Consider the following 19,192-nt stretch of genomic DNA (forward strand, 5'->3'; position numbering starts at 1 on the left):
CATGCCCGCCCCGGAACCCGTCGCCGCCCAGGAAGGCGCGTCCACCCCATCAGCCATGCCTGCCCCGGGAGATCGGCCCGCCCCGGAACACCGGCCCATCCCGGTATATCGGCCCGCCCTGGAACACCGGACCGCGCTGATCACCGGTGGCGCGAGCGGTATCGGCCGTGCGATCGCCGAGGCGTACCTCCGCGAGGGAGCCCAGGTCGTGCTGGCGGACCTGGACGCCGAGCGCGCGGCCACCGACATCGGGGCGGCCGGGCACGTCGCCGTCGACGTGAGCGATCCCGGCTCCGTCGCCGGGGCCGTCGCCGGCGTGCTGGACCGGTTCGGCCGGATCGACGTCCTGGTGAACTCCGCCGGCATCCTCACCGAGGCGCCGCTGGTCGAGATGGACCCGAAGACGTGGGCGGAGACGATCGCGGTCGACCTCACCGGGGTCTTCCTGTGCTGCCGTTACGTCGTGCCGCACATGGTCGAGCGGCGCTGGGGACGGGTGATCAACATCGCCTCCCAGCTCGGCATCAAGGGCGGCCGCTCACTCAGCCACTACGCGGCGGCCAAGGCCGGGGTCATCGGGCTCACCAAGTCGCTGGCGCTCGAGGTGGCCGAGCACAACGTACTGGTGAACGCGATCGCGCCCGGCCCCGTAGAGACCCCGCTGGTGGCCGGGATCACCGACGAGTGGAAGGCGGCCAAACGCGCGGAACTGCCCCTGGGCCGATTCGGCCGCCCGGAGGAGATCGCGCCGACGGCGGTCCTGCTCGCCAGCGACCCCGGCGGCAACCTCTACGTCGGCCAGACCCTGGGCCCCAACTCCGGCGACGTCATGCCGTGATCCGTGTGGCGGGCCTTCTGGGAAGAGCGAGTGGCTGATGTGCGGCGCGTGCGGGCAGGGAGAGCCTACTGATGTGTGGGCGGGGTGGTGATGGCTGATGTGCGGTGCTTGCGGTGAGCGCGGGGACGCGGACTGGGCGCGGCCCTGGGTGGCCGGGCCGGGCGCCCGTGCGGTGGTGGCTCGCGCGGTCAGCCGGGTACGGTCGTCTCCAGGGGCGCGGATCTCGCCCGCCGCCGCCGGCTGGCTCGTCGTCCGTCCCACCGGTGGCTCCGTGGTCTGCGCCACGCTCGGCGAACTCGTCGCCGCGGTACGCGCCGCGTCGCCCGGCTCCGCCACCGGGCCGCCCGGCTCCGCCACCGGGCCGGATCTGGGCCGCTCCTCGAGTGGCGAGATGGCCGATTCGGCAGGTTCCGCGTCGTTCGGCCCGATCGCCTGGCTCGACCCGGCGCGCCCCTCGGGGCGGTTGTCGGTCCCGGTGGCGGATGGCCGTACGGGCATCGTCCTGCGCGTGGACCCCCTCGCGCCGCCAAGCCCCGCGCTTGGTGCTGCGGCGGTCGACGTAGTCGTGCCGGACCAGGCGGTCGACGCGGCGCTGCCGAACGAGGCGGCCGTCGTGTTAGTACCGGACGAGGCGGCGGCGCTCGCCGTACTGGCCGAACTCGCGACGCCGGTGTGGCTGCGACGGCTCTACCTGGCGCGCGTGGAGGGCGTGAGCGCGCCGTGGGGCCAGCCGTTGGATGGCCCGTCCGTGCCGCTCCCCGGATCCGCGGCGCTCGCCGCCGATGCGGTCGTCCGGCTCGAATGGGCGCGGCAGGCGGGCCGGTTCGACGACACGGCCTTCGCCCTGAGCTGCCCTCTCGACGACGACGCGACGCTGCTGGACGTGGAGATCCGCGCCGGTCACGTGGTCCGCGCCCGTACGCAACCGTACGGACGCCTGGAGATCAGCGGTTCAGGAGCGTGCTGAGCCGGGGCGCGTACGTGGCGTGGAAGACCAGGGACGCGGCGCCGATCGCGGCGGCGTCGGCGGCGATGGGGGAGGTCGCCACCTGGACCGTGTGGAGGCGGCGGGCCAGGGGCCGGGTGGCCACGGCCGCGGCGACCACCTGGCGGTAGACGTCCGCGACCTCGTACATGGCCGGGCCGCCCAGCACCAGCAGGTCGATGTCGAGCATGTTGACGATGCTCACGGCGGCGTCGGCGAGCCGGGCGGCGACCTGGCCGATGACCGTACCGGCGAGGGGATCGCCGGCCGCGGCCGCCGCGCAGATCGCCGCGTGGTCGAGAGCCTCGGCGGTCAGCGTGCTCTCGGCGCCCTCGGCCAGCCGCGCACGTACGGTCGCCTCGATCGCGCTCGGGCAGCAGACCGCCTCGACGCAGCCGCGGTTGCCGCAGTAGCAGTCGGGGCCGTCCGGCGCCACCGTGATGTGGCCGAACTCCCCGGCGTTGAGGGATCGGCCGCGGTAGATCTGGTTGTCGAGGAACAGCCCGCCGCCGATGCCGGTCCCCAGATACAGGTAGGCGAAGCTCGGCGCGGCCCGTGCCACCCCGGCCCAGCGTTCGCCGATCGCCGCCGCCGTGGCGTCGTTGTCCGAGGTCACCGGGAAGCCGGCATGCTGCTCCAGCAGGCGTTTGATGGGCACGTGGTCCCATCCGGTCAGGCGCGGCGGGACGTTCATGATGCCCTCGGCGTCGAGCGGTCCCGGACAGGCCAGGCCGATGCCCAGCACCTTGCGGTCGGGTACGTCCGCTTCGCGCAGCACTCTGCGGGCGGTGCGGGCCATCTGGCGGATGACCGCGTCGGGCGCGAGGCCGGGCCGTACGGCGGTGTGCAGCTTGGCGACCGGCTGCCCCGCCAGGTCGGCCAGCACGTACGAGATCTCGCCGGGATCGAAGTGGATGCCGACGGCGTAGCCGGCGGTCGGGTCCACCCGCAGGATCGTGCGCGGTTTGCCGCCCCGGGACGGGAGCGAGCCGTCCTCGATGACGAGACCTTCCTCCAGGAGCCTGCGCACGATGACGGAGACGGTCTGGGCGGTGAGCCCGGCGCGCCCGGCGATCTGGACGCGGCTGATGCCGTCCGAGACCTGGATCGCCTCCAGGACGACAGCCCGATTGAAATGGCCTACTTTCGGGAGATTTGTCCCTTTCTGCATGTATGGCTGCTCCCCGTGTTTTGGGCTTCCGTCGTTGACTTAATAAATCAAAAAGATTTACCGTCTCGTCAAGTCAGTTCTGTGGGCCGGTGATAAGGAGTCCCATGAGACGAGCGATGGTGGCCTCGATCCTGACAGTCGCGTTAGCCGCCACGGCCGGCGCATGTGGTGCGGACACGCCGCAGAAGAGCGCCAACGGGGCCAAGGAGATCGAAGTCCTCTACAGGGTGGAACCCTCCTGGCCGCACCTGGAGAAAATGCTCAAACAGGCCAAGACGCAGTACGAAGCCGCGCACAAGGGCGTGACGATCAAGCTGACCGCGGTCCAGGGCGGCAACGAGGTCTACTACACCAAGCTCGCCCTGCTGAACCGCTCGGCCGAGTCGGCTCCGGACGTGTACCTCCACGACACCTTCCAGGTCAACGCCGACGTCGCCGCCGGCAAGCTCGCCCCGCTCGACGACTACCTGAAGACCTGGCCCGACTGGGCCACCCAGTATCCCGACTCGGTCAAGCAGGCCGCCAAGGGCCCCGACGACAAGATCTACGGTGTGCCGATCAGCACCGACACCCGAGGGCTCTGGTACAACAAGGACATCTTGACCAAGGCCGGCATCCAGCTGCCGTGGCAGCCCAAGACATGGGCGGACGTGCTGACCGCGGCCCGCGCGATCAAGCAGAAGGTGCCCGGCGTCGTCCCCTTCAGCATGTACTCCACCAAGCCGCACGGCGAGGCCGCCACCATGCAGGGCTTCGAGATGCTGCTCTACGGCACCCCCGGTGGCACGCTCTACGACGACACCCAGAAGAAGTGGGTCTCCTCCGGCAAGGCATTCACCGACTCGCTCGCCTTCATCAACACGATCTACCGAGAGGACCTCGGCCCGAAGAAGGCCGACGCGTTCAACCCCAAGCTGGGGGAGAAGATCGGGCTCGACTGGTTCCCCAACGGCAAGATCGGCATCGACCTCGACGGAGCCTGGATGTCGGGCAGCTGGCGGCCCACCAGCACCAAACCGTGGCCGCAGTGGGCCGAGAAGATGGGCTGGACCGCCATGCCGACCCAGAACGGTCAGGCGCCCGGCGCCGTCAGCATGTCGGGCGGCTGGGTCATGGCGATGAGCTCCTACGCCAAGGACAAGAAGGACGCGTGGGACTTCATCGCCACGGCGACCAACAAGGAGAACACGCTGGTGTACTCCATCGGCACCGGTGACCTCGCCCCGCGCAAGGACGTGGCCGCCGACCCGAAGTACACCGCTGACAACCCGAGCGTGAAGTTCTGGTCCGATCTGGCGTCGGTCACGCACTATCGCCCGGCGTACGAGGTCTATCCGAAGGTCTCGGCCGAGGTGCAGAAGGTCATGGAGGCGATGACGACCGGCTCCAAGACCCCGGAGGCGGCGGCCAAGGAGTACGCCGACGCGCTGCCCGGCGTCGTCGGCGGCCCGGACAAGGTGATCCCCGGCTCATGACCGTCACGTCCGTGACGCCGCCACGGCTGGCCGGCGCTCCCGACAAGGGGGAGCCGCGCCGGCGGGCCCGGCGCACCCTGCGCTGGCTGCTGCCGCTCGGGCCCGCCCTGATCATGTTCGTGATCTTCATGGTCGGGCCCATCCTGTGGAGCGTCTACATCGCCTTCACCAACGAGACGCTGACCGGCGCCGCGTCGGTGAACTCGCAGTTCATCGGCGTGGACAACTTCGTCAAGATGTTCAGCGACGAGGACTTCCGCAACTCCCTCCTGCTGACCTTCGTCTTCGTGATCGGCTCGGCCGTCATCGGGCAGAACACCCTCGGCCTGATCATTGCCCTACTCCAGCGGGGCCGGGGACGAGCGGTCAGGAGCGTGGTCAACGGCATCGTCATCGCGGCCTGGGTGGTGCCCGAGGTGGTCGCGGCGGCGTGCTGGTACTCCTTCCTGGCCGAGGAGGGCACGCTCAACGAGGCGCTCGCCGCCCTCGGTTTCTCCCAGGACTGGCTCTACAGCGCGCCCATGATCGCGATCATCCTGGCCAACGTGTGGCGCGGCACCGCGTTCTCCATGCTGGTCTATTCCGCCGCGCTGTCGGACGTGCCGGGGGAACTGCTGGAGGCGGCGGCGGTGGACGGGGCGAGCACCTGGCGGCGGCTGGTGCACATCACCCTGCCGCTGATCCGCCGCTCGATCCTGTCGAACCTCATGCTGATCACGCTGCAGACCCTGGCCAGCTTCGGCCTGATCTACGCCCTCACCGGCGGCGGTCCTGGCACGGACAGCCAGACCACCCCGCTCTACATGTACGAGCAGGCGTTCCGCTACTTCGAGATCGGCTACGGCAGCGCGATGGCCCTGGTGATGCTGGTCATCGGTGCCGCGTTCTCCCTCGTGTACCTGCGATTGATCAAGGTGGACACCTGATGACGCGCCTGGCCGCCCGTGGCGCGGCACTCATCTCGCTCGCGGTGATCGCGCTGGCCTTCCTCGGGCCGTTCCTGTGGGTGATCCTCGCCTCGCTGCAACCCGACGCCAACCTGGCCGCGCAGCCGACCTTCCAGTTCTCGCTCAAGAACTTCAGCGCGGTGCTGACCTGGGAGACCATCTACCACCCGATCATCAACTCGATCCTCATCTCCGGCAGTACGGCGATCCTCACCGTGATCGTCGCCGGGCTCGCCGCCTACCCCCTGTCCCGCTACACCCTGCGCTTCAAGCGGCATTTCATGCTGACGCTGCTGTTCACGACCGGCCTTCCGGTCACGGCGATCATGGTGCCGGTCTACTCGATGTTCTTCCGGTTCAACTTGTACGGGTCGATCCCGGCCATGGTGCTGTTCCTGGCCGCCAGCTCGCTGCCGTTCTCCATCTGGATGATGAAGAACTTCATGGACGGCGTGCCGGTGAGCCTGGAGGAGTCGGCCTGGGTCGACGGGGCCGGCTGGGTGCAGTCGCTGCTCAGGATCGTCGGGCCGCTGATGGCGCCCGGGGTGGCCGTCGTGGCCATCTTCGTCTTCGTCGGCCAGTGGGGGAACTTCTTCGCCCCGTTCGTCCTCCTCGACACGCCGGAGAAGCAGCCGGCGGCGGTGACCATCTACACCTTCTTCTCCCAGTACGGTCAGGTCGCTTACGGTGAGCTGGCCGCGTTCTCGATCATCTACACGACCCCCGCCGTGGTCCTTTATGTCGCCGTGAACAAGTACCTCGCCGGTTCCTTCAGCTTCGCCGGATCGGTGAAGGGCTGAGCGTCGCTCAGTGAAGGGCTGAGCGCCGTTCCCAGTACGCGGAGACGACCCCGGTGTGCAGCGGGAACGCCAGCTCCCGCGGCCCGTCTATGAGCAGCCACTCCATGGTCTCGGCCGTCGGCACGACCGGCGGCAGGGCGGCCGAGATGGTCCGTGGTGCCAGACCGAAGACCAGCAGGGTGCCGTCAGGAGCGCTGTGCGCGTCGAACAGCCGCACGCGGTCCGCGTCGACGACGACGGCCGTTTCCTCGTACAGCTCCCTGGCGGCGGCCTGCTGCCAGCTCTCGCCGACGTCGATGAACCCGCCGGGCAGGGCGAGCTCCCCCCGGCGCGGCTCGATGCCGCGCCGGACCACCAGCAGGCCGTCGTCCACGGGCAGCAGCAGCACCGCGACGGGTAGCGGGTTGAGGTAGGCGGTGTTGCCACAGCCGGCGCAGGTGCGCGGCCACGCCTGGTCGGATGCGAACGCCTGGCCGCAGAAGGAGCAGTGCGAGTTCCTGATCGCCATGGGGTGAGACTATGACGGTCCGTCGTGGCTGGGGTCCTTGAGGGGGTATCCCATCGGGACTAGCGATGCCGGTCGAGGGCCTTGGTCACGAGTTTGGCCGTGCGGTCGGCGGTGGTGAAGCCCGGCTGCCGGCCCGTGTGGTAGACGATCACCCAGACGTTCGACAGGCGGAACGAGATCTGGGTCCGGTAGATCGTGTCCACGATGGATTCGCCCCGGGTGTAGCTGTACGCCTCGTCGCCGACGTCCGGGCCCTTGCGGACCTTGGTCCCCGGGTTGCGCTTCGGTTCCTCCTTCATCGTCTTGACCGTGTACTCCTGGGCGGTGTGCGCGGCCGAGGCATCCGCCAGGCGGTTCGCCGTGACGCTCACGAACGCGCCGTTGTCGGGCCGGGTCCACATGCAGGCGGTGGCTGTCTGGTACTGGCGTTTCACCGCGCCGCCGAGTAGTGAACGCGCCTGGGCGTTCGTCAGCAGGCCACACGCCTCGAAGTCGCGCCCGAACAGCGCCCGGGCGGCCCCCGTCGAGCGGGACGTCGGGGCCGGGGTGGAGGTGTCGCCGATCGTTTCGCTGAAGGTGGCGGTGAAGTTCGGCAGAACCTGCACCAAGACCACCACCCCTGTGGCCAGGGCCAGCACGACCGCCAGACCGGCGCCCAGGAGGATGAGGGGCACGCGGCTGCGCCTGGGCACAACGCCGGCCTGGGTCCGCTCGCGGTGCAGGGCCGGGTCGGTGCCGGCCGTCCTGAACGAGGGTGTGACGGGCGCCGGGCCCGCCTCCGACGGAGTCGGCACGGTGCCTTGGGCGACGGCGTTCAGCCAGTCGGCCGCCTGGCCGGGGGCGCAGCGGCGTACCGGATCCTTCTCCAGGATCGCGGCCAGTACGGGGGCGAGCGGCCCGGCCAGCCGGGCCGGGGCGGGCGGCTGCATGAGCACGGCCGCCATGACGGCGGCCTGGTTGGCGCGGGCGAACGGCGGCCCGCCCTCCACCGCCGTGAACAGCGTGGCGCCGAGCGACCACAGGTCGGCGAGCGGGCCGTCGGTCTCGCCGCGCAGGCGCTCGGGGGCGATGTAGCCGGGCGAGCCGGTGAGCAGGCCGGTCTGGGTGAGCGCGGCGTCCCCGGCGACGGTCGCGATCCCGAAGTCGGTCAGCAGCACCCGTCCGTCGTCGGTGAGCATGACGTTGGCCGGCTTGACGTCCCGGTGCAGTACGCCCGACGCGTGCGCGGCGCCCAGCGCGTCGAGCATCTGGAGGCCGATCCAGGCCACCTGGCGCGGGGGCAGCGGGCCGTTGGTGCGTACGGCCTGGTCGAGGGAGCGTCCGCGGACCAGCTCCATGACGATCCACGGCCGGTCGCCGTCGAGGACGACGTCGTGCACGGTGACGATCGACGGGTGGGAACGCAGCCGCGCCGCGGCCCGCGCCTCACGTAACGTACGTTCGGCCAGCTCAGTACGTGCCGCCTCGTTGAGATCCGGAGGTAGCCGGACCTCCTTGACGGCCACTTCCTGCCGCAGCAGCTCGTCCATCGCCCGCCAGACGGTGCCCATGCCGCCCTGGCCGAGTTGTGACAGCAGCCGGTAGCGGCCCGCGAGCAGCGTCACCGGACCGCCGCGCTTCGCGCACGTCCTGACGTGTTCTCGGCCCCGGAGCCACCCACTGCTTCCTCCGCTATCGGTCCTATGCGGACAGAAGTGATATTAGGGGTCTGTGCTGCCGCGTGGGCACTTACTGCGGAGTCGCGCCGATCGGTGCTCTCCCTCAAAAGGGCCTCCGCTTCGCTCCGGGCGTTCTTCCTCCCCGCCCGTCACCCGATTCGGTGGTTGGCCGTCTGATGCCCACCCGCCCACAACGGCCCTCCGCTACGCTCCGGACGTCCTCCCAGGCGGGCTGACGCCCGCCCCGTGAAGGACCTCGCTACGCACGGACCGCCTTCCAAGAACGCTTCGCCCGGTCGGCTGTCGACGACGGGTGAAAACTGCTTCAAGCAGGGCGGCTCCTGGCATCCCGTCGATACCACGCTGGTGGCTGACAACGGCGTCATCAGGCCGCGCTCCACCAGGGCCGGTCTCACCCTCTCGCCGGGCGGCGACACCGAGCTCCTCACCGCAGGCAGCGGACGCGACGGATCGACGATCAAGGTCTCGGCGCCGCGGTCGCTGGCGGTTCCGAAGCTTTCAGGAAACCGGGCCGAATACGCAGACGCCTACGGTCCCGGCGTCGACCTCGTGGTTGTGGCCACGCCGACGGGATTCCGGGAGGAAGTCGTCATCAGGCGGCGGCCGAGCGGCCCGCTGGCATTCTCGGTCCCCGTCCAGCTTCCCGACGGCTTCTCCCTGGGGAAGAGCTCGGCGGGGAAGCTGGTCGTCCGCGACGGAGCGGCGCACACGACGACCGAGCTTCCGCCGCCGATGCTGACGGACGCGAGCGCGGATCTCAGCGTCGGTGAGGAAGGCCATCTGGGCAAGGTGGCCATGACAGTAGGCAAGGCCGCCATCGTCTACAAGCCCGACGCCGGCTTCTTCGGCAATTCGCGAGTTTCCTATCCGCTTTCCCTCGTGGTAGCAGACTCCGATTGGACGGAACTGCCCGTTGGAAATGACACGTTCATCAACAACTCCTCCTATCAGAACGGCTATGCCAACAGCGGCGCCTACCATTTGCAGGCCGGAAAGACCAACGAGGGCACGGTGCGCTGGCGCACCTATATTCGTTTCGAGGAGATTCCCGAGGACTCGCCGCTGCGCGGCGGCCGGGTGACCAACGCCGACCTCGTCCTCTGGAACATCGCCTCCAACGACTGCGGCGTCAGCGTCGGCTCCGGCATCACGGCCCGCAGGGTCACGCAACGCTGGGACGTGTCCACACTGACGTGGAGCAACCAGCCGACCGTGACGGGCGACGGCGCCAACACCGAGTACGGCGCCTATCTGCCCGGGTGCGACCGCGGCTACATGGACTACGAATGGGACCTGTACCACAGCGTCAACGCGATCACCCAGGCGTGGGCCGACGGTCAGGCCAACTACGGGTTCCAGCTCACCTCGGGCAACGAATCCGACTACCTCAACTGGCGGGCGTACCGCTCGAAGGAGTACGTCTCCGGCGGCGGCGCGCACGGTCCCAAACTGGTCATCGGCTACGTGCCGGCCCCGCCGAAGAACCCGAACCACATCACCCTCCTGGAAGAGGGCGAGCAGGTCCCCACCACGCTCGCCGACCTGGACGCGCTGGCCGCCCAGAGCCGGGTGGCCAAGTCGCTCATCGGCATGCCGCAGCTGTCCGACGACGAGATCGTCGACATCAGGAACGACGCCGACGCCGACGAGGCCCTGGTTCCAACGGAGGAACTGGACGAACCGGTTCCCGGTTTACCCGAGCCCGAGCACGGGCTCACCGGCCACTGGACCTTCGACGAGGGATCCGGTGACAGGGCGGCCGACTCCTCCGGCAATCTGCGCACCGCCACCCTCAACACCACCGCGGCCTGGACACCCGGCAGGACCGGGTCCGCGCTGACGAACCAGTCGACGCCCCCCGGCCTGACCCGGCAGCTGAGCCCGTGGATCGGGAACTCCCGGGCGGCCGCCGGGCCGGTGCTCAGCGGATTCGACGTTCAGCCATCACAGAAGGTCAACGGCACGATCGTCACCCCTTCCCTGACGCCTAGCCTGCGTGCCTTGGTCACCGATCCGGGCCGAGCGGCGTCCAAGGTCGACTTCCAGATCATGCGCTACGTCGACGATGCGCCCGTCTGGTCCGGCTCGCTGGCGAGCGTGCCGTCGGGGACCCAGGCCTCGATCGCGGTGCCCGCTGCGAAGCTGCTGGACGGCACGCGCTACGAGTGGCAGGTCCGCGCCACGGCTGGCGGCGTGACCTCGGCCTGGTCGGGCTACCAGTTCTTCACCGCGGACGTGCCCGAGGCGGTGGTGGACCAGTTCCAGGTCACACCGTCCTCGCAGGTCGGCACGGACACCGTGACGCCGACGCTGACACCCACGCTGAAGGCGAGGGTGACAGATCCGCTGGGCGGTCCCGTCGGGGTCGCGTTCGAGGTGAAGCGTTACACCGACGACGTGTCCGTGTGGTCTGGTTCGGTGGCCAATGTGGCCTCGGGCTCGCTGGCGTCAGTCACCGTTCCGGCGGGCAAGTTGGTCAACGGCGTGAAGTACGAGTGGCAGGTGAAGGCCACCACGCCTGGCTCGACCCCGGCCTGGACCGGTTACCAGTTCTTCTCGGTCGACGCCACCCCGTCCGTGGACCAGTTCCAGCTCACCCCCTCGCAACTGGTCGGGGGAGCCATCACCACGACGTCGCTGACGCCGACGATGCTGGCGCGAGCGACCAATCCCACGGGCGGCACGCTCACCGCCGAGTTCCGGGTGCTGAAGTACGCGGACGACAGCATGGTGTGGTCGGGCTCCGTGACCGCCGTGCCCTCCGGCACGCAGGCGTCGATCACCGTGCCCGCGGCGAAGCTGCTGGACGGCACGCGCTACGAGTGGCAGGTCCGCGCCACGGCCGGCGGCGTGACCTCGGCCTGGTCGGGCTACCAGTTCTTCACTGTGGACGTGCCCGAGGCCGTGGTGGACCAGTTCCAGGTCACACCGTCGTCGCTGGTGGGCGCCGAGATCGTGACGCCGTCGCAGACCCCCGCGCTGAAGGTCCGGGTGACCGATCCCCTGGGGCGCGCCGCCACCGTGGACTTCGAGGTACGCGACTACGCCACCGACACCTTGCAGTGGTCGACCTCGGTGCCTTCCGCGCCCTCCGGTGCTGAGGCCTCGGCGTCGGTTCCCCCGAACAAGCTGGCCGACGGCGTCAAGTACGAATGGCGCGTCAAGGCGAGCACGCCAGGCTCGACCCCTTCCTGGACCGGCTACCAGTTCTTCACGGTGGACGTGCCCGAAGCGACGGTCGGCGAGTTCCAGGTGACACCGGCCGAGACCATCGACGCCAACACGGTGACACCGTCGCTGACCCCGTCCCTGCTCGTCAGAGTCACCGATCCGCTGGGCGGCGCGGTCACGGTCGACTTCGAGGTCGCCGACTACATGACCGACACGGTCCTCTGGACGGCTTCCTCCGCCGGGGTTGCCTCGGGAACCACCGCGACGGTGAAGATCCCCACCGGCGTACTGTCCGATCAGCACGACTACGAGTTCCGTGCCAAGGCGACCACGCGGGGATCCACCGCGAGCTGGTCGTCATGGCAGCGATTCCAGATCAACGTCTTCAACCCCGACACCGATCCGGCGCTCGGTTCGCCGCAGGTGGTGCCCTCGCAAGTCGACAACGGCACGGCCGTCACCTCCACCGTGTCGCCCGAGCTGCGGGTGACCGTGACCACCCCGCAGGAGCACACCTCCCGGGTGGAGTTCGAGCTCGAGCACGACCCCTCGGCGCCGGAGGGCCAAGGATCGGGTCAGATCTGGGCCACCGCGCTCGACCAGGTGGTATCGGGCGCCACCGCGGCCGTCCAGGTGCCCGCTGACAAGCTGCACGACGGCTGGGTGACTCGCTGGCGGGTGCGCTCGCTCGACGGTGGCGCGTCATCCACGTGGACCGCCTGGCAGCGTCTCGCAGTGACCATCCCCAAGCCAGGAGTCACCTTCCCGCAGGTGACGCCGTCGTCGGTGATCGACGGCAAGCTGACCACGACGTCGCTGACTCCTGCGCTTGAGGCCGTGCTCACCTACGGGCCAGGCGGGACCCTTCGCGCCGAGTACGAGATCGAGCACGACCCGGACGCGCCGCAAGGCCAGGGAAGCGGGCTGATCTGGTCGGGGGCCGTCGGCGGTGTCCAGGCGGGCGCGCGAGCCGGCGTGAACGTGGAGCCGGGCAAGCTGACCGACGGCTGGCACGTCCGCTGGCGGGTCCGTTCGATCACCGAATCAGGTACGGCGCCGCTGACCTCCGCGTGGACGGACTGGCAGTCGCTGATCGTGGACCTTCCCGACTCGGCGCCGGCGGTGGAGGAGCTGCAGGTGACCCCGTCGAGTTCGGTGGACGGAAAGACGATCACCCCGACGGTCACGCCCCAGTTGCGCGCCACCGCGTTCGATCCCAGGGGCGAGCCGGTCCGCGCGGAGTTCGAGCTGGAGCACGATCCATCCGCGCCCGGGGAGCAGGGATCCGGGCAGATCTGGGCGAGCGGTGTCGACAACGTCCGGCCAGGAACCCAGGCCACCGTCGCCGTGCCAGGCGGAAAGCTCTCGGACGGCTGGATGACGCGCTGGCGCGCCCGCGCCGTCTCGGCGAGCGCCTCCTCGGCCTGGTCGGACTGGCAGCAGCTCACCGTCCGCCGCCCGGCCTCGGCACCCACCGTGGGAGAGTTCAGGGTGGTGCCGTCCGCCGAGGTCGGCGGGCAGACGGTCACCCCGTCGTTGACTCCCCAACTCCTGGTGACGGCGGCAGATCCACGCGGTGACCTCCTTTCCGCCGAGTTCGAGGTCGAGCACGATCCTTCCGCGCCCGAAGGGCAGGGGACCGGGCAGATCTGGACGGCAACGGTCGCCGACGTCCAGGCGGGAACGCAGGCCACGGCGGCGATGCCGGCGGGCGAACTCTCCGACGGCTGGGTCGTACGCTGGCGTGCCCGAGCCCTGTCGTCCACCGCGACCTCGGCCTGGTCGAGCTGGCAGAAGCTGACGATCAACGTCCCCAAGCCTGACGTGAGCGCGCTGGAGGCGACTCCGAACCAGGTCGTCAACGCCAAGCGGGTGGTCACCTCCACGACCCCCACGCTGGGCGCCACGGTCGTCAACCCCGACGGCGCCCCTGTCCGCGCCGAGGTCGAGCTCGAGCACGACCCGTCCGCCCCGGCAGGTCAGGGGAGCGGACGGATTTGGTCCGGCAGCGTGGACGGGGCCGCGTCCGGGAGCCGTGGTCAGGTCACGGTGCCAGCGAACCTACTGTCAGACGGCTGGGTCCTGCGCTGGCGCGCGCGTGCCGTCGCCGGGGAATCGACCGCGGGTTGGTCGCCCTGGCAGGTGATCGTCATCCACCTCGTCCAGCCGGGTGAGGAGGCGCTGGCACAGACGAGTGAGCCGGTCCTGGCGACAGACCACAGCTTCACCGTGGCCGCGTGGGTGCGCTGGACCGCCAGGAACGGTTCCTACAGCGTGGCCGAGCAGCGCGGCGCCCACCAGGCTCCCTTCCGCCTCGGCTACGACCAGGAGCACGGTCTCGTCTTCACCCTGACCAGCGCCGATACGGCCGACGCCACTACCGAGGGCGCCGTCTCCGGGATACAGCCACCGCTGAACGAGTGGTTCCATCTCGCGGGAACCTACGAAGCCTCCTCGAAGACGGCGACGCTGTACCTCAACGGCAGCCCGATCAAGACGGCTGCGATCTCCTTCCCGAGCTGGAATGCCGCCGGTCCGTTGACCATGGGGACCAGCATGCCCGGCGCGATCGACGAACTCCGCACCTACAGCGTGGCCGCCGCGCCGGAGAGCATCGCGGCCCTCTTCGGCGGCGTCGCAGCCCCCGCGGCGGCGAAGATCGCGTCCGCGGCCGCCCTGCCCGGGCGGACCTACGACCGGCTGGGCGCCAAGGAGTGTGCGACGAAGTACTTCTACCCGGAGAACGGCAAGCCGCGCTGGTCCAACGGCTGGGCCAAGAACGGCTTCAGCCTGTGCCGGATCTTCGCTCTCGAAGCGAAGTGGAATGACCGCTACGAGTACGAACCGCGCGTCAAGCAGTATCTCAATCCGATGTTCACCGCCGGGCTCATGGTGGTGGCCAGAACCTACGGCACCAAGCCCGACGGGCTCGACAGCCCGTCGCAGACCAACCGGCTCGTGGTCTTCGACGCCTACGTCCTGACAGGTAAGCGCCTCGGGCCTTCCATCGCCGACGAGGTGGTGACCATCGGCATGCTTCCCCCGCGCAATTCACGGGACTGCCTGGACGTCACCCAGTGGGGAGGCGCCCAGAACCGGAACTTTGTGCAGAAGACCGTCGACCAGTGGGAGACGCAGAATCCCTTCAAGACCGACGTCTGGACACCGCAGGCCACGTTCAGGTTCTGGTCGGACCCGGCCGCCAAGCCGGCCGAGCGCATCACCGGGGAACTGGACGCCAACGGTAAAGCGATCAAGGTGGAGAACGCCGAGGCGGTATCCCACTGCGGCTTCAACACCTACGCCCACGCGGAGGGTTTCGACATCCTGGGAGCCCCCTACCCGTGGGGCCTGTCCAAGCCGGTCCTGGTCCGTTGCGACTCCGCCGCGTACCTCTCCGGGGGCGGGGGCTGCGTCTTCCCCGCGGTGCCGTCGCTGCAGTTGGGGATGGGCAATCTCGCCACTCCCTACGACCAGACGTACATGCACTACTGGAATGCCTGCTACGCGAGCCCGACCACCTACCCGCGGAAGACCGGCAAGTTGATCCGCGGGTGCTACGACTACGGCAACGATCGGCTGCCTTCTCCGGAGCACAGGCTGACACGTAGACCGGACGACCCGGACGGCGGTCAGAACCGCGGCAGGGCGCAGACCCGGTGTGACAGCCTGTGGCTCGGCTACAAGAACAACGGCAGGGAGTGCGACGAGTACCCGTTCGCCACCACCAACAGGACGGTGGATTCCGACAAGAACAGGGAATTCTCGGTCTGTCCCGTTCCTGCCGCGTCGAACAGGAACGCCGGCACGGTGCAGAACCGGTTCTACCAGCAAGATCGAGTACTGTACCGTGACGCGTTCGCCGTACGGTTCAAGCAGTTGCTCGATGGCAAGGACGGACGGCCCAAGGCGTTCCCCATCGACACGCTCTGCGAGCCGCCCAAGAATCCCGTCTCGCCGTACGCGATCGACAAGGACCACGATTGACGCGCGAAACGCACTACCGCGACCTGCTGGAGACCGAGCAGTGGCTCGGCTCCGGCCTGTCGTGGACAGTCGTCAGGCCGGTCGCGGGGGCGATCGGCCCTGCCCAGGTCGCCGCCAGGCTCACCGGCGGCGGCCGGCCGGAGATCCGCGAGCTCGACGTGCAGGACACCGAGCTCGACGGGTTCCATGTCCTGTTCGTGGACACCGTCGGCGACGGCGTGATGCTGTTCGAGCGGTGGGGCGGGGGCTACGAGGACCGGCCCGAGGTGCTCGGCTGGCTGAGCGAGGACGCCTACGTGTGGAATCTCGGCTGGCACGCCGGTGGCGGCGAGCGGATCATCCATGCCGTGCCCGGGCGCTCCGGCTACGAGACCGTCGATCTGACGGATTCCGGCGCCTACTCGGGGGCGTTGGGGCCGGGTGTGGAGCGGGTGCGGGCGGCGTCCGGATGGGCGCGCAAGGCGGCGGCGATGGCGCTGGTGGAGGAGCTCACTGGCGCCCGGCTGGACCGGGAGTGGCTCACAGGTGCGCGGACCGCCGTGCTGATCGACACCCCCACGTCGGCAGGTCCGCTGGAGCCCCTGGGCCTGGAGCACGTCGAACCCGAGCTGGAGCGGCGGCTCCGCGCACTTGACGCGGCAGGCAGGCGGGCGGTCCTGATCGCGGTGGCGGGCGAGCTGGCCGCACGGTTCCAGCTCTGGGACGAGCCGGTCGAGGAGGCGTTGCGCGCGGATGGCCCGCTCGGTGCGGAGGTCAGGGATGGGCTGCTGCTCATGCACGCGCCGCTCCTGCGTGACTGGATGGACAGCAACGGCGGGTTCCCCAGAGAGGGCGACGAGCTCTGGCAGCGGTGGGTGGCCTCGCTCGCCGTACGGCACGCGCTGCTGAACCCCGATGACGGCCTGCACTCTCTCACCTATGCGCGCCGTGCGCTGGGGCCGGAGTGGCTCCACCGGACGATTCCAGAACGGGATTCTTGAATACCATTCTGAGAATGGCGATCACGGCGTGCGAGGCGGACGAGACAGTCCGGTTACGTTACGCCTGGCGGGCCGTGTCCGTCACCGGGCTCGGGATGCTCCTGACCGGCCTCAACTCGAGCTCGCTGAACGTCGCGCTGCCGACCGTCGTCGAGCACTTCCACGCCGAAGCGTTCGTCGCCAGCTGAGTGCTGCTGATCTACATGCTCGTCAGCCCCGTCGGCCTCGTCGTGTTCGGCAGGGTGGCCGATCTGTTCGGCCGCCAGGGCACCTACCTGCTCGGTTTCGTCGTCTTCACCGTCGCCAGCCTGCTCGCCGGGTTCTCGCCGAGCATCGAGGCGCTGCTGGCCGCCCGGTATTACATTCAGAGATCTTTGGGTCTCGGGTCGCCGCGTCGGCGGTAGTGGCTGACCAGGGCACGGGTTTGGTGGAGGCGGCGGAAGGCTGACCAGGCCAGGACGTGCGCGATGGCGTTGGCGGCTGGAATGAACAGGCGGGTCAGGACGCGGCGGATCTCGGCGAGTGAGGGCCGCAGCAGGCGGGTTGGGGTGCTCCTCACGGCGGGTTGGCGTTTGTTGTCGTGTCTTTTCCCTGGTCATCGGGTTCGTCGTGGTCTGGGGGTAAGGCGGCTTGAGTGACGGCGAGGAAGGCCAGGGCGAGCATGACGGTGGTGACGTGCCGGTGCCAGGGCGTCCACTTGCGGACCTGGTATTGCGTCAGACCGAGCAGGTCTTTGCTTTGGGCGTTGTTCTCCTCGATCTTCCAGCGGAGTCCGGCCAGTTTGATCAGTTCGGTGGTCGGGGTGCCGGTGGGGGCGTGGGCGAGGAAGAACTCGATGTCGGCTGGGTCGGTCACCGAGCGGCGGATCAATACCGTGTGGGCGTAGCCGGGAGCGGGGGTCTGCTCGGCCAGGTGGACAGCGACGGTGGCCCAGTCATACAGGCGGATGCCCTTGGTGCCGGATCCGCACGAGCGGCGCTCCCATACCGAGGAGTTGGCGTGGGCCAGGAGCCGATCCAGTAGGTGGCCGACCGGCTCGCCGCCGCCACGTACGGCAATCAGCGGCAGATCGACCGGGACTGCCAGGACGTAGCCGATGTGCTGGGTATGGCAGAAGGCGCGCAGGTCGGGGTCGCGGCCGTAGCCGGAGTCGCCGCACAGGTATCGGAACGGAGTCCCCGCGGTGATCTCCTCGCTGAGCATGTCGATGAACAGGGCCGGCTTGGTGGCGAAGAGCAGTTGGGCGGGGATGCCCGCCTCCTTGCGCCGCTGCGGGTCGTTGGCCCAGCTCTCGGGCAGATACAGGCGCCGGTTGACGAAGGCGTGCCCGGCGCTGGAGGCGTAAGTGAGCATGGGCATGATCTGGCAGTTTTCGACCTGGCCCGTCAGCCCGCAATATTGGCGGGCCACGCCGGCCGACTTGTTGCCCTGCTTGATCGCGCTGGTGTCGTCGGCGATCAGTACTCCGTCCGGGCGGCCCAGATGCTCCGGCACGTAGGAGCGCACCTGGTCGCGCAGGACGTCGGCGTCCCATTTGGCGCCGTATAGCAGATGCTCGAATCGGTAGGCTTTGACGTGCCCGATGTGGTCGGCCAGCTGCCAGGAGTTCTTCCGTGGCACGTCAGCCAGCAGGCTGCGAACCAGGTCGGGGAAGGTGGAGCGCGGCTCGGGCCGGTTGAACAACGGCCCGGCGATCCGCTCGGTCAGCGTGGTCAGTTCCGTATCCCAGGACACGACCAGATCGTAAGTGAGAGTACAGGTCACCCATCGACGATGGACCCACTACATCTCGTAACGGGCCCGAACCTCAAGATCTCTGAATGTAATACAGGGGTGCTGATAACGCTGACCTATTGCTCCTGGTAAGTCGCAGCATGGGCGACAGGGATGCCGTGCCTGGCTGGTCACTGGCCGAGGTCGGCTTCGCGGGCCTGGATAATGGCTTGGGCGCGGTCGGCGACCTGCAACTTGGTGAAGACGTCGGACACGTTGTTGCGCGCCGTCTTCGGCGACAGCGACAGCGACTCGGCGATCGCTCGGTTGGAGAGGCCAGTCGCGATGAGCTCGAGCCAGCGCTCCCTGAGTGAGGTCACGGCGTAGGAGGCCCTTAATGGCTATTCAGGTATCGGTATGCGGGCCACGTGACTGTACCGAAGATGACCGTCGCAATGCCCGCGAGCTGGGCCGCATGCTGGCCGAACGCGGAGCGGTGGTGATATGCGGCGGATATACAGGTGTCATGGCGGCGGTCGCCGCAGGTGCGAACGCCGCAGGCGGAACGGTTGTGGGGATCCTCTCCCGCGCTGACCGGGAGCACATCAACCCCGACCTGACCATCGTCATTCCTACAGGGATCGGCGAAGCTCGTAACAACGTCATCGTCAACTCGGGTGACGCCGTGATTGTGGTCGGCGGTTCCTGGGGGACGCTTTCCGAATTGGCCCTTGCCATGAGGAGAGGACGAAGCCCCGTCGTCCAGCTCGGAGGGTGGCGCATTCAAGATCGCCTTGGGCAACCGATTCCCGGCATCCTTCACGCCGACAGCCCTGAACACGCGATAGAGCTGACAGGTCTGTGGCGGTAGATCACGACTGAATGTAGAGCCTGGTTCTGAGGTTCAAGGGGGTTGCGGGCTGAGGCGTCGCGGGCGA

15 protein-coding genes are annotated in these 19,192 nt (G+C 69.0%); 10 read left to right on the plus strand and 5 right to left on the minus strand.

The features are described from left to right. The first annotated feature begins 1 nt into the window (after position 1). Positions 2-838, plus strand: coding sequence for an SDR family NAD(P)-dependent oxidoreductase (locus tag AB0L53_RS06400; protein ID WP_363991189.1), 837 nt, complete (start codon positions 2-4; stop codon positions 836-838). A 97-nt stretch (positions 839-935) separates the two neighbouring features. Then, positions 936-1,805, plus strand: coding sequence for a hypothetical protein (locus AB0L53_RS06405; protein ID WP_363991192.1), 870 nt, complete (start codon positions 936-938; stop codon positions 1,803-1,805). Here the strand turns inward: AB0L53_RS06405 and AB0L53_RS06410 are convergent. Continuing rightward, complete coding sequence (locus AB0L53_RS06410; protein ID WP_363991195.1) at positions 1,783-2,994, minus strand: ROK family transcriptional regulator; 1,212 nt, start codon at positions 2,992-2,994, stop codon at positions 1,783-1,785. The two genes, AB0L53_RS06405 and AB0L53_RS06410, sit on opposite strands and share 23 nt — an antisense overlap. A 104-nt stretch (positions 2,995-3,098) precedes the next feature. On the opposite strand from AB0L53_RS06410, the gene AB0L53_RS06415 reads away from it, so the two are divergent. The 3 genes from AB0L53_RS06415 to AB0L53_RS06425 are packed head-to-tail and all read left to right on the plus strand — an operon-like array spanning position 3,099 to position 6,216. Then, positions 3,099-4,469, plus strand: coding sequence for an extracellular solute-binding protein (locus AB0L53_RS06415; RefSeq protein ID WP_363991198.1), 1,371 nt, complete (start codon positions 3,099-3,101; stop codon positions 4,467-4,469). Continuing rightward, positions 4,466-5,395 (plus strand): sugar ABC transporter permease, encoded by a 930-nt coding sequence (locus AB0L53_RS06420; RefSeq protein WP_363991200.1) that lies wholly within the window; start codon positions 4,466-4,468, stop codon positions 5,393-5,395. The genes AB0L53_RS06415 and AB0L53_RS06420 overlap by 4 nt, the downstream gene beginning before the upstream one ends. Next, the gene (locus AB0L53_RS06425; RefSeq protein ID WP_363991203.1) at positions 5,395-6,216 is read left to right on the plus strand and encodes a carbohydrate ABC transporter permease; all 822 of its coding nucleotides are present in this window, start codon (positions 5,395-5,397) and stop codon (positions 6,214-6,216) included. Before AB0L53_RS06420 ends, AB0L53_RS06425 begins: the two co-directional genes overlap by 1 nt. A gap of 7 nt (positions 6,217-6,223) precedes the next feature. Here AB0L53_RS06425 and AB0L53_RS06430 read toward each other — a convergent pair whose 3' ends face one another. Together AB0L53_RS06430 and AB0L53_RS06435 are read right to left on the minus strand one after the other, a co-directional pair. Further along, positions 6,224-6,724, minus strand: coding sequence for an NUDIX domain-containing protein (locus tag AB0L53_RS06430; protein WP_363991206.1), 501 nt, complete (start codon positions 6,722-6,724; stop codon positions 6,224-6,226). Between the two features lie 59 nt (positions 6,725-6,783). Then, complete coding sequence (locus AB0L53_RS06435) at positions 6,784-8,328, minus strand: protein kinase (RefSeq protein WP_363991209.1); 1,545 nt, start codon at positions 8,326-8,328, stop codon at positions 6,784-6,786. A 300-nt stretch (positions 8,329-8,628) separates the two neighbouring features. Between AB0L53_RS06435 and AB0L53_RS06440 the strand changes: the two genes are divergently transcribed. The 4 genes from AB0L53_RS06440 to AB0L53_RS06455 are packed head-to-tail and all read left to right on the plus strand — an operon-like array spanning position 8,629 to position 16,945. Then, positions 8,629-15,561, plus strand: a complete 6,933-nt coding sequence (locus AB0L53_RS06440) for a DNRLRE domain-containing protein (protein ID WP_363991212.1) — start codon at positions 8,629-8,631, stop codon at positions 15,559-15,561. Beyond that, positions 15,558-16,541: a hypothetical protein gene (locus AB0L53_RS06445; protein ID WP_363991215.1), complete on the plus strand. Its 984-nt coding sequence runs from the start codon at positions 15,558-15,560 to the stop codon at positions 16,539-16,541. Before AB0L53_RS06440 ends, AB0L53_RS06445 begins: the two co-directional genes overlap by 4 nt. A gap of 14 nt (positions 16,542-16,555) precedes the next feature. Then, positions 16,556-16,729, plus strand: coding sequence for a hypothetical protein (locus tag AB0L53_RS06450; RefSeq protein WP_363991218.1), 174 nt, complete (start codon positions 16,556-16,558; stop codon positions 16,727-16,729). After that, the gene (locus AB0L53_RS06455) at positions 16,730-16,945 is read left to right on the plus strand and encodes an MFS transporter (RefSeq protein WP_363991221.1); all 216 of its coding nucleotides are present in this window, start codon (positions 16,730-16,732) and stop codon (positions 16,943-16,945) included. Positions 16,946-17,096: 151 nt separating this feature from the next. Here AB0L53_RS06455 and AB0L53_RS06460 read toward each other — a convergent pair whose 3' ends face one another. After that, a complete protein-coding gene (locus AB0L53_RS06460) occupies positions 17,097-18,275 on the minus strand; it encodes an IS701 family transposase (protein WP_363991224.1) in 1,179 nt (392 codons plus the stop codon). Positions 18,276-18,445: 170 nt separating this feature from the next. Then, complete coding sequence (locus AB0L53_RS06465) at positions 18,446-18,634, minus strand: LuxR C-terminal-related transcriptional regulator (RefSeq protein WP_363991227.1); 189 nt, start codon at positions 18,632-18,634, stop codon at positions 18,446-18,448. A gap of 17 nt (positions 18,635-18,651) precedes the next feature. On the opposite strand from AB0L53_RS06465, the gene AB0L53_RS06470 reads away from it, so the two are divergent. Next, positions 18,652-19,125, plus strand: coding sequence for a TIGR00725 family protein (locus AB0L53_RS06470; protein WP_363991230.1), 474 nt, complete (start codon positions 18,652-18,654; stop codon positions 19,123-19,125). Positions 19,126-19,192 lie beyond the last annotated feature (67 nt).

The organism is Nonomuraea sp. NPDC052129 (genome assembly GCF_040680095.1).
Lineage (GTDB): Bacteria > Actinomycetota > Actinomycetes > Streptosporangiales > Streptosporangiaceae > Nonomuraea.

Bases quoted from the DNA above. Each gene is read 5' to 3' on its own strand.
- AB0L53_RS06450 (WP_363991218.1), top strand. From the start codon at position 16,556: ATGGCGATCACGGCGTGCGAGGCGGACGAGACAGTCCGGTTACGTTAC.
- AB0L53_RS06405 (WP_363991192.1), top strand. From the start codon at position 936: ATGTGCGGTGCTTGCGGTGAGCGCGGGGACGCGGACTGGGCGCGGCCC.
- AB0L53_RS06400 (WP_363991189.1), top strand. From the start codon at position 2: ATGCCCGCCCCGGAACCCGTCGCCGCCCAGGAAGGCGCGTCCACCCCA.
- AB0L53_RS06420 (WP_363991200.1), top strand. From the start codon at position 4,466: ATGACCGTCACGTCCGTGACGCCGCCACGGCTGGCCGGCGCTCCCGAC.
- AB0L53_RS06410 (WP_363991195.1), bottom strand. From the start codon at position 2,994: ATGCAGAAAGGGACAAATCTCCCGAAAGTAGGCCATTTCAATCGGGCT.
- AB0L53_RS06415 (WP_363991198.1), top strand. From the start codon at position 3,099: ATGAGACGAGCGATGGTGGCCTCGATCCTGACAGTCGCGTTAGCCGCC.
- AB0L53_RS06430 (WP_363991206.1), bottom strand. From the start codon at position 6,724: ATGGCGATCAGGAACTCGCACTGCTCCTTCTGCGGCCAGGCGTTCGCA.
- AB0L53_RS06425 (WP_363991203.1), top strand. From the start codon at position 5,395: ATGACGCGCCTGGCCGCCCGTGGCGCGGCACTCATCTCGCTCGCGGTG.
- AB0L53_RS06470 (WP_363991230.1), top strand. From the start codon at position 18,652: ATGGCTATTCAGGTATCGGTATGCGGGCCACGTGACTGTACCGAAGAT.